Here is a 9,930-nt window from a genome sequence, read left to right as displayed (position 1 = left end):
GACCGAAATACAGCGCATCCACGCGATCCAGAAACGCAGAAAATCGGTTCGCGAATGCCAACTGTTCTTTCGACAGAGCTTCAAGGCTATCGGACGCCTGCGATCCATTCATACCCAAAAAAATGAATTGGGCCACAATTATCACTACGGTGAATACGATCGCTGTGGCCGGTCGATGACTCTTCATACTCAGTCCCTCCGTAGCCGTCGTATTGTTCAGACGGTTCTTGTTCTGATGCCAGTGGCCTTCGATTTCTATGCGCTCCTGTTGCGAAGATTACCTCTTGACTGCGGCAGATGCCCGCTCCCGTCGTATTGTGCCCGCACAATTTGGGGAAATTCACTTCGTTCTTGCCATAAAATGCTGCGGAATCAATTGCCTATGCGGGGCCAGCGAGATGGGCTCCGCTTGACGTCGACACAAGCAGAACCTCCATGGCGGCGCGGTCGATCCCGGCCGGTAGCTCAGGGGTCCCAGTGGGCACGGCAGCTTCGAGCCCGGCCCGCACATCTGCTTCGCGCAATTGTGGATCGTTAAAGTTGCGGGAATCAGCTATTCACGCAGGCGCTTTGATTTTGATGGTGAGTAGCGCCATCTCGGCCACTGGGTTTTGACCGGGTCATGAATTAAGATTGGCAGCAACATTACTGAATGATCAGAACAGCAGAATTCTGGGGGCAGCGCCATGTACATCAATTTCTGGTATCCCATCTGCACCAGCGAGGAACTGAGCGCCAGCGAACCGGTGCCGGCCCAGGTACTGGGCCTGCCGTTCGTCGCGTTTCGTGATACCGACAATCAGCCCCACGTGCTTGCCAATACTTGCGTGCACCGTGGCGGCTCGCTGTCCAAAGGCTGGGTCAAGGACGGTTGTATCATTTGTCCCTATCACGGCTGGCGCTACGGCGGCGATGGCAAGTGTCGGCTGGTCCCGTCTTTTGATGAGGGCAGCAAGATTCCGGCGCGCGCCAAAGTTGACAGTTACCCGGTACAGGAAAAGTACGGCATCGTGTTTGCGTTCCTCGGCGACCTGCCCGAGGAGGAGCGTCCGCCGCTGTATGAAATCGAGGAGTATGACGATCCCGAATGGCGGTCTACTGAGCTGATGATTTTGGAGCCTGATTGCTACTACGAACGCTCGCTGGAAAACGGCATGGATCCCGTGCATAACGAATTCGTGCACCCGATCCAGGGATCCCCGCAGCCAAACCAGGGCAATATTGAATACCTTGACGTGCCATGGGGAAGCAAGTTCATCGGTCGATTCACTGAGCAAACCAAAAAACCAACCGCCGTGGAGGGCCTTGGCGGAATCCCCGAAGGTCTTAGCGCAAGCTCGGAACATTATGGCCCTAATACTCTGATTACCTGGATTAACTTCAAGACGAACAAAACCCTCCACCAGTATTTTTTTGAAGCGCCCATCGACGGGGATCGCACGAAGATCTTTTTCATAAATCTACGAAACTTCCTGATGGAACCGGATAAAGATAAGCACGTACGCGACGCCAATCTGCGCGTCACGGTCGAAGACATTACGGTGCTCGAAGGAATCTATCCTACGAGGACACCCGATACGAACACCAAGGAAATACTGACGCCGGGTGACGAGGGTATTGTGCGCTACCGGAATCGTCTCAAAGAATGGGCCGCCAGGGGCTGGCGTCTGGATACACAAGCGCTGCAGCAAAAAGTCGGCGATGTAGCCTACGCGATTCCGTGCCCCGACCGGCGCAGCGCCGGTAACTGGGTACTCGACCCGGTTCCGCTAATACCGCCTATTGCGAGCAGCGTGGAGAGTGCTGCCTAGCGTTCGATTCTGATGCGGAGCGCATTGGCCCTCTGCGCGCTTTTTCTACCCCTCGCTCCGGCAAGATGCTTGGTGAGAATCCAATCCTGATTAGTCGCCTTTGCTCGGTAACCGCACGGCAATGAAGTTGTAAAGCCAGGCGAATACTGCTCCGCCAATCAGCCCATCAACAAATCCCCATATTAGGCCCGCGATACTGCCCAAGGGGGTGATGCTGTAGCCGCGGTAGACGCGCCCAATAATTTCCCCACCACCAACGCCATCAAACGCAATTATCCACCACGTCATGATGAATAGCCCTAAACCCCAAAGGATCCCACAGCTGAGCGCAAACGCCCTTATTCTTAGCTTCATTTTTATGCCTCCTTGTGACGCCCAACGTCACACGGTCTCATGTCGTTTCGGTAGAAACGGATTGAACTGATTTTAATTTGGCCTCGTCGAGATCATAAAATCCAATAAGCAGGCCGCCAATAATCGACAATACTCCCGGTATGATGCCCACCGCGACGCGAATGGCTGTGATTGCTGACTCCGGTTGGTCGACAAATTGCCCTTTTTCAACCGAAATAAAGCCTGCGATGCTAAGCAGCAGACCAAATATTACCGGTCCCGCCATATAGGCAATTTTTTCGATCATACTGAAAGTCGCGGCATACAGCCCCTCCTGGCTCACTCCGGACCGATGCCTGTCGTATTCCATCATGTCGGGCAGCATCGCCGATCCGGATACCAACCCGCCAGCAGAAAAAATTCCCATAAAGAAAAAGCGCGTATAGAAAATAACGAGTGACTCGTCGGGCGTGGCAAACCACCAGGTAAGCATCGTCAAACCAAGCCCAATGGACGCTATCCGAAACGCATTACGCTTACCCAGAACTTTCGCTATCAGACGAGTCCATATCGGGAGCGAAAAAACCACGCCCAGCGTGTAGCCGATGCCGAAACGAACCAGAATCATTTCACCGAGACCGAGAACGAATTGGCCCATATAAAGAAGCGTTCCCTGGGCCGATACGGACCCGATAAAGATGAATGACTTTGCGATAATGAAAGTACAGAACGGCTTGTTGTTGAGTATCAGTTTGATCTGGTTGCGCACGCGATAATCGCCGCGTTGGGACCTCAAAGTGAAAGCAACGTTCCTAGTCAATAAAAACGTAGCGCCCATTCCTAGAAAAACAATGAGGGCCATAACCCAGCTCATGCCTTTGTAACCGGCAATGCCACCACCAAATGCTTCAATAACATTTGGACCCAAGACAGAAACCGAAACAACGGACATTGTCGAAAAGAAAATGCGCTGCGACATGATAACGGTGCGTTCGTGATAATTTGACGTCATCTCTGCAGGCATCGCGAAGTACGGCACATTAAAGGACGTAAACGCCGTCCAATAAAGCAACATAACAATAAACATGATCGCTACCGTAAGCGTGCTGCTTTCAAAAACCGGTAGATGAAACGGAAGCAACAGGGCTATTGGACAAGCAATCGTGCCGACCAAAAGATAGGGTCGACGGCGCCCCCATTTCGATTCGGTGCGGTCGCTAATCTGCCCCATAATCGGGTCGCTGATCATGTCGAAGACTTTGGCCAGTAAGAAAAGTAAGCTCGCCATACCGGCCCCGATGCCTAAATAATTCGTCATGTAATAGTGCCCGTAACCGGTCAGTGCACCGATCATGACGCCAGTGCCCATCGAACCCATTGCCCAACCCAGCTGCTCGGTTAATCGGAGTTGGTAGTTATTAGCAGCCCATCTGCGTTTTATACTGTTCATATTGGGATAGACCCGACAAGTTCAGATAATCTTCGGCCTAATTTTTATTCGGTAGGCCATCGTCTCTGGGATAGTCGTGCGGATTGTTACAAACACACCCAGCAATTGTTATGCAGTCAACCATCAAGACCGTGCTATGGTTTAGGTACCGCGGTCGGATAGTATACGGTGCCAACAACTACCGATCGCCGGTCCCGGCCAAATGACAATTAATAACAACGGAAATAGTCTATGCGGTATTTGACTGCGCTTTCGCTCTTGGTATTAGGCTTGGCAGCTTGCGATCGCAACGCCAACGATCAGGCTAAAGACATCGAAGCCAACATGGCGTCCATCAAAGCCTGGGTTGGGGGTTTTTATGATAACAGTGCGCAGGTCATCGAAGACGAAGCAAAAAAACTTCCCGCTGAAAAAAGGCACATTCCCTTGCACCAGATTGTCGAGCCGGTTTCGATCGAAGGTTTCGACGGGCTCACGTATTTCCAACAATTAACCAATGATGGTAGTACCGATACGCTACTGGGTATCGGCATCTACCAGTTTCGGCCTGATCCGGAGACGGGTACGGTTAAGTTACGTTTTCATATGTTCAACGATCCAGAGCAGTTCATCGATGCGCATCTCTATCCAGCCAAATTAAAAAGAGTTACGCTGGCAGACGTACACTCAACAAAAGGCTGTGCATTTTATTTTTCAAAAAGCGAGGACGACTCGCAGCTAAAGGGAGTGATGCGAGAGCCAGGTTGCTATCCGATAAGCCGATCTTTGGGGAAAAAAATCCATCACATCGACGAACTCATTATCAGGCCCGGCGAGCTCTGGAATAATGCGAGATATTACGACTTAGATGGCAATCAGCTGTTTGGCAATACTACCGGGGAATATGCTAAACAGATAAGAATAGAGCAATAAAATACCGTCGTCTTTCGAGAAGTACTTTGAGGTCAGCTTGCCCGCCTGTTCCATCGTTGGGCGCTAGTCTTTCTGCAAAATAGCGAATGTACTCGGCCAGGCTGCCGGGTAGCGGGTCACATAGTTGAAAATCTCATAGGTCTTACGATGAGCATCGGGATTGTTGGCCGCTTCAATCAAAACAGAGGCCACATCCTCCACGGAAATTTGCCCTGCTCTCGGATCGTCATCCTGACTCAAGTACACACCGAACTGGCCGCCGGAGATGTTCGGTTTCAGCCCGCCCGAACGTACAATCGAATAATTAAGGCCACTCTGTCTCAAATAGTCCTCACCCTTAAGTTTCCATATCAGAACATTGTCGAGGATCCTGTTTAGCTCGTTGTTCTCGTCCGTGACGCCGGCAGACGACGTTAGCACAAGGATCTTGACGCCATTGTCTAATGCCGCATCCACCATATTCTTAACGCCCAGATATTCAACGGCTTCGGTGCCGTTGCCGGGCTCGCGAGTAGAGCCTATGGTCGAGATAATTCTATCGACACCTTGGAACGCTTTCTGCAGTGACTCCGGGTCGGTGACGTTAGCTTCGATCCATTCGGTATCAGACCCAAATTTCGAGATCGCCCGCTCCTCATTACGCGTCATGGCAAGTACCTTTTTGTAGCCAAGGCCTTTCAATTGTCGAACGACACGGCTTCCCGTTTGCCCCGTCGCGCCCGCAACCAGGATAACTTCGTTGGTATCTATTCGGCTCGTCGCTTGATCATCGGCGATTCCCTGTTGAGCGAGGCTGCCTAGCGAAAAGAACGACAGCACAAACAGGAACACAATTCTCGGAATTGTCATTGATTCACTCTCCCTCACGGAATTTCTTTGTAAAAGGCATCAATAGCCGGACGCGCAGTATACTCTCATGCGATCGGATTTTTTGCTTGGGCACTTATCATAACGCTGTGAAATTTTCTCCTCAGCGTATAGCGCCGATACCTAGTTGTATCTACGTGGTTTCGGGCTAACGCAATGTCCGTGAGGAAAAAGATCCCGGTGTAGTTGGCGATTCAATCGGCAGTGAGTAGTATTGCAACGATCGGGGGACGGGACCGAACAACATGAAGACTCTCGTTAAAAAACTTCTGGATCAAGATCTATCGCGCCGAGACTTTGGCAAGGCCATGGTGGCTATGGGCTTTAGTGCCTCGGCGATCGAGTCAGTTTTGAGATCCGTCGCCTACGCGGTCCCGGAGTCATCGGGCAAAGGCTTCGATTTTGTCGGTAACGGCGGCGAGGTGCTGGCCGAATGCTTTAAAGCTGCCGGCGTGGAATATGTGTTTAACGCCAATTCAACCGGGCAGGGAGCCTTTTACGATGCCTTGAACTCACGCCCTGAGCTCAATTTGATTGTGGCGTTGCAAGAGGGACAGGCAACCAGTATGGCCGAAGGCTATGAACTAGCCAGCGGCAAGACCACCGCTTTGGTTCTTCCCAGCATCGGCATGCCCAACGCGATGAGTAATCTCTACAACGCCTGGAAGGACCGGTCTGCTCTCGCGGTATTTTCTGACGGGCAAAGCACCAGTTCAGCCGGCCGCGACGGATTTCAGCAAGTGGACGATTGGCTGCAGCCAACAGAGCAATTCACTAAATGGCGTTGGCAAGTCAACAATCCCGAACGTATCAGTGAAATGGTGAGACGCGGTATCAAATTGGCTGGCACTCCGCCCGGCGGTCCCGTTTACATTCGCCTGCCGAAAGACATTCTGCGTGCAACAGATCTCACGCAGACTATCTATCCGCAGAGCAACTTTGCTATTCCCCTGCAAATGGAGCCAAAAACAGAGCTCATAGAACAGGCAGCCCGGCTGTTACTCGAAGCAAAAACCCCCATGATCAACGCTGGCGGTGAAGTCACCCGTGCCCGTGCGAATGAGGATTTGATCGAGCTTGCCGAATTGTTGTCGATCCCGGTGGCTCAGGGACACAGCGTTTACGGAGATTTTCCGTTCAAGCACCCTTTATTTGCCGGATTTTCGGTAGGCGGTGCGCCACGGGGGGTGCGGCAAACCGATGTTTACCTCAATCTCGGTAGCGATATGCCCGATCCGACGAACTTTGGCTTCCCCGTACCGGAACAGGCAACGATCATCAACGCGCGGATCGAGTACGACAAGATCGGCAATTTGTATCCCACCGATCTGGCGATAGCTGCGGGCGTCAAGGAAACGACGCGTGCCCTGATAGACGCTATTGAAGCGATGGCAACGAAGTCACAGATCGAGCGGACAAAAGGAGATCGGCTCGAGGTGTCGCGAGCTGCAAACGCTGCAGCGGAGGAGCGCAGGCGACAACGAAACGCAGCAACGTGGAATGACAGCCCCATTGCCCCAGAACGATTACTTTATGAGGCCGATCAAGCGCTCGAGGCGGACGCAATCATCGTACCCGAATCAAGCGGGCGGAGTGCCTACGACAGCATGAACTTCGCGCAGGGGCAAAAGACCGTGATTGGCCCTGCGACGGGATTCGCGCTTGGCTGGAGCATCGGGGCATCCCTGGGAGTAAAGATCGCCCGCCCTAATCACCAGGTTGCATGCCTGGTAGGTGACGGCGCTATGTTGTTTGGTCAGTTGGAAAGCCTGTGGACGGCGTCTCGCTACGATATACCGGTCATTATCGTGATACTGAACAACCGCAGCTATGACTCGGAACGACAAGCACTGTACATGACTTCCCAACTGGTCAAAACCAACAAAGAGCTTTGGAAAGACATGGCTTGTTATCTCGGAAATCCGGTTGTTGACTTTGTCAACATTGCCAAAGGATTTGGCATTGATGGTGAAATGGTATCCCAACCCGCCGAACTTAAGGCGGCATTCGCGCGCGCCGCGGCAGTAACCCGCGAAGGACGACCGTACCTTATCGACGCGGTGATCGCACGGCGGGGCAAAGGTGCAGATTCCACCTGGCACCCGGAAATCTCGATCGCGGACCGGCGCACGAGAAAGGTCTGACGGCAGGGAGCGAAACACTGCTCATTTGATATGGATCTATCGATCCGGTCGCACAGTTTCTACCACGCAACGGTTTCGCCGTTGTAGCGCGTGAAGGTACCGCTGTCGTCCATCGTGAGCCCGGATATTAGCTCCCGCAGGCCCGCAACACTGTCTTCTACTTCGACGTCTGCGTCTTCGCCGCCGAGATCTGTTTTTACATGACCGGGACAGAACAGAGCGGCAATGATTCCTTTGTCCTGCAATGCCAGCGCCAATACCGAAACTGCTTTATTCAAAGCCGTCTTGCTCGTTGAGTATATGAATACCGGGTGAGGCCCCTCCTCGATCGAACCCACGGTACTCGACAGCGTCACGATCTTTTTTTCTGTACCCAACGCTACATTTTCAATAAACGCCTCGGCCATACGAATGGGGCCCAGAGCATTTACATTAATGACATCCAGCCACGCGTCGTAGTTCAGAGTGCCAAAAAATTGTTCCTTGAGCCGTTCCTGATTCGGGTCTCTCGGGCCAATTACCCCGGCATTATTGATCAGGATGTCAATTGGCTTACCCTCATATTGTTGTGCAAGCGCTTTAATCGATCCCGGATCGCTAACGTCAAGTTGCTCGACAAGCACGCGGCCGTGCGAGGTTTCGGCGATCGCCTGAAGATCATCGGCCGCGTCCGGATTCCGGCAAGTTGCAATGACTTCCGCACCATCAGAGGTGTACTGGCGAACAAACTCGAGACCGATACCTCGATTTGAGCCGGTTACGAATATTGTTATCATGGCCTGTCCCGTATAAACGATATTAACCGAGCGCGATAGGCATCTCTTTTGAGCCATCCATCAGGTGACACGCCGTTGCGGATCATAGTTGGTTTCGAACGACCGTTGTTGGGACTGTCCTGGACACTCCGCAACTGAATGGTTGATGACAGTTAAAGGGGGCTCATCAAAAATCCGGGGGCTGCACATGACGACAAAAACGATCACGAGAAGAGAAATGCTGCAAGGTACAGCAGCCGCGTCGCTGGCTTTGGCGGGACCCGGACTGGCGAGGGCTCAGTCCAGGTCGGATGTCGTGGTCATCGGCGCCGGGTTATCCGGACTCCACACAGCTTTGATGCTCGAGGACGAGGGCCTGGAGGTCCAGGTAATTGAAGCCCGAATGCGGGCCGGGGGCCGCTTGAAAACGCTGTACGATGTTCCAGGCAACCCGGAAGCTGGTGGAAGTTCCTTTGGTAGCGGCTATGCTCGGTTGTTCGACGCCGCCGCCCGATACGGTGTTGAAATTCAGGCCAATCGACAATCCTATCTGAGGGGTATGGAACTTGTCATAGACGATAAAGTTGTACCTATGAAGGATTGGCCGAACCATCCCAAGAATCCGTTGCCTGTAGAGCATAGAGAAGACGCCCCTTGGCAATATTACATGCGTTTTATGAAAGAGCATGTGCCGTTGCCCCAATCCTCGGCCTGGCTTGATCCACAATTTGCCCATCTGGATATCGCGTTTGACGACTGGATGTTAGGTGAAGGCGCGACCCCTGAGGTGATTGACCTGTGCTGCAATCACAAGTGGGAATATAACAACTCTACTCATGACGCATCGGCACTCATCGTGATGATGGAATACCTATGGGGTCGTACGGTGTTCTTCAAAGACGGCGTGCGGAGCTCGTATACCATGAAAGGCGGCAACCAAAGGCTTCCCGAGGCGATGACTGAGCTTCTCAAGAAAGAGGTTCACTATGGGAAGGAAGTCGTGGGAATGCGGACCGGCGATGATACTGCCGAAGTCCATTGCGCCGACGGCACCGTCTATCGCGCCGACCGCGTAGTGTGTTCGATACCGCTACCGGTGCTCCGCCGAATCAAGGTCGAACCCTATTTCACCGGCGTGCAGAGGAAAGCCATCTGGTCGGTTCCCCGGCAACTGGTCACACAGGTACACCTTGTACCGACTGCGCCATACTGGGAGGCGGACGGTTTCAAGCCCGCCATGTTCATCACCGACGCGCCCGTCGGACTTTTCATGCTTAACCTTAGCGAAGACGATCCAAATGAAGTCGCAAGCATGATGGCCCTGATGATGGGCAACAAAGCTGAGCGCCTAGACCAGATGGATCAGGAGAGCGCGACCAAGCTGGTCGTTTCCACAATCGAAAAAATCAGGCCTGCGGCCAAGGGCAAGCTTGAGGTCGCCGGCTACAAGTCCTGGTTTCGCGATCCTTTTGCATCAGGTGACTTTACGAATTTCGGCCCCGGTCAAGTCACCCGTTTCGCTGGTCATATGAACGAGCCCCATGGACGAATTCACCTTTGCGGTGACGCAACGGCGCTATCCAATCGCGGCATGGAAGGAGCTCTCGAATCATCCGAAAGAGTTGCGATTGAAATCTTCAGCGTAATTTGACGTACAG

10 protein-coding genes are annotated in these 9,930 nt (G+C 52.8%); 4 read left to right on the top strand and 6 right to left on the bottom strand.

Annotated features, from left to right (window positions below):
* Both O6944_08010 and O6944_08005 read right to left on the bottom strand, forming a co-directional pair.
* Nucleotides 1-187, bottom strand: a 187-nt coding sequence (locus O6944_08010; GenBank protein MCZ6719075.1) for a hypothetical protein, incomplete at its 3' end; no start/stop codon positions are given.
* 193 nt (nt 188-380) lie between these two features.
* The gene (locus O6944_08005; GenBank protein ID MCZ6719074.1) at nt 381-524 is read right to left on the bottom strand and encodes a hypothetical protein; all 144 of its coding nucleotides are present in this window, start codon (nt 522-524) and stop codon (nt 381-383) included.
* Nucleotides 525-686: 162 nt separating this feature from the next.
* Here O6944_08005 and O6944_08000 point away from each other — a divergent pair, with 162 nt between their 5' ends.
* Nucleotides 687-1,811, top strand: a complete 1,125-nt coding sequence (locus O6944_08000; protein ID MCZ6719073.1) for an aromatic ring-hydroxylating dioxygenase subunit alpha — start codon at nt 687-689, stop codon at nt 1,809-1,811.
* A 90-nt stretch (nt 1,812-1,901) separates the two neighbouring features.
* On the opposite strand, the gene O6944_07995 is transcribed toward O6944_08000, so the two are convergent.
* Together O6944_07995 and O6944_07990 are read right to left on the bottom strand one after the other, a co-directional pair.
* On the bottom strand, nt 1,902-2,165 hold the full coding sequence (locus O6944_07995) for a bacteriophage holin (GenBank protein MCZ6719072.1): 264 nt from the start codon (nt 2,163-2,165) through the stop codon (nt 1,902-1,904).
* Between the two features lie 37 nt (nt 2,166-2,202).
* Nucleotides 2,203-3,594, bottom strand: coding sequence for an MFS transporter (locus tag O6944_07990; protein MCZ6719071.1), 1,392 nt, complete (start codon nt 3,592-3,594; stop codon nt 2,203-2,205).
* A gap of 258 nt (nt 3,595-3,852) precedes the next feature.
* Here O6944_07990 and O6944_07985 point away from each other — a divergent pair, with 258 nt between their 5' ends.
* Nucleotides 3,853-4,506: a chromophore lyase CpcT/CpeT gene (locus tag O6944_07985; protein ID MCZ6719070.1), complete on the top strand. Its 654-nt coding sequence runs from the start codon at nt 3,853-3,855 to the stop codon at nt 4,504-4,506.
* Nucleotides 4,507-4,569: 63 nt separating this feature from the next.
* Here the strand turns inward: O6944_07985 and O6944_07980 are convergent, their stop codons facing one another.
* On the bottom strand, nt 4,570-5,355 hold the full coding sequence (locus O6944_07980; GenBank protein MCZ6719069.1) for an SDR family oxidoreductase: 786 nt from the start codon (nt 5,353-5,355) through the stop codon (nt 4,570-4,572).
* Between the two features lie 263 nt (nt 5,356-5,618).
* On the opposite strand from O6944_07980, the gene O6944_07975 reads away from it, so the two are divergent.
* Complete coding sequence (locus tag O6944_07975; GenBank protein ID MCZ6719068.1) at nt 5,619-7,517, top strand: thiamine pyrophosphate-binding protein; 1,899 nt, start codon at nt 5,619-5,621, stop codon at nt 7,515-7,517.
* A gap of 59 nt (nt 7,518-7,576) precedes the next feature.
* On the opposite strand, the gene O6944_07970 is transcribed toward O6944_07975, so the two are convergent.
* Entirely contained in the window at nt 7,577-8,293 is a 717-nt protein-coding gene (locus O6944_07970) for an SDR family oxidoreductase (GenBank protein ID MCZ6719067.1), read from the bottom strand.
* A gap of 187 nt (nt 8,294-8,480) precedes the next feature.
* Between O6944_07970 and O6944_07965 the strand changes: the two genes are divergently transcribed.
* Nucleotides 8,481-9,923: an NAD(P)/FAD-dependent oxidoreductase gene (locus O6944_07965; GenBank protein MCZ6719066.1), complete on the top strand. Its 1,443-nt coding sequence runs from the start codon at nt 8,481-8,483 to the stop codon at nt 9,921-9,923.
* Nucleotides 9,924-9,930 lie beyond the last annotated feature (7 nt).

The sequence above is a fragment of the Gammaproteobacteria bacterium genome, assembly GCA_027296625.1.
Classification (GTDB): Bacteria; Pseudomonadota; Gammaproteobacteria; order JAKEHO01; family JAKEHO01; genus JAKEHO01.
Note: the sequence above shows the minus strand (reverse complement) of the source record. Positions and strands in the feature narration are given on the sequence as shown.

What these genes read in the sequence shown, in the direction of transcription:
- O6944_08000 (MCZ6719073.1), top strand. Translation starts at nt 687, where the DNA reads ATGTACATCAATTTCTGGTATCCCATCTGCACCAGCGAGGAACTGAGC.
- O6944_07995 (MCZ6719072.1), bottom strand. Translation starts at nt 2,165, where the DNA reads ATGAAGCTAAGAATAAGGGCGTTTGCGCTCAGCTGTGGGATCCTTTGG.
- O6944_07990 (MCZ6719071.1), bottom strand. Translation starts at nt 3,594, where the DNA reads ATGAACAGTATAAAACGCAGATGGGCTGCTAATAACTACCAACTCCGA.
- O6944_07980 (MCZ6719069.1), bottom strand. Translation starts at nt 5,355, where the DNA reads ATGACAATTCCGAGAATTGTGTTCCTGTTTGTGCTGTCGTTCTTTTCG.
- O6944_07975 (MCZ6719068.1), top strand. Translation starts at nt 5,619, where the DNA reads ATGAAGACTCTCGTTAAAAAACTTCTGGATCAAGATCTATCGCGCCGA.
- O6944_07970 (MCZ6719067.1), bottom strand. Translation starts at nt 8,293, where the DNA reads ATGATAACAATATTCGTAACCGGCTCAAATCGAGGTATCGGTCTCGAG.
- O6944_07965 (MCZ6719066.1), top strand. Translation starts at nt 8,481, where the DNA reads ATGACGACAAAAACGATCACGAGAAGAGAAATGCTGCAAGGTACAGCA.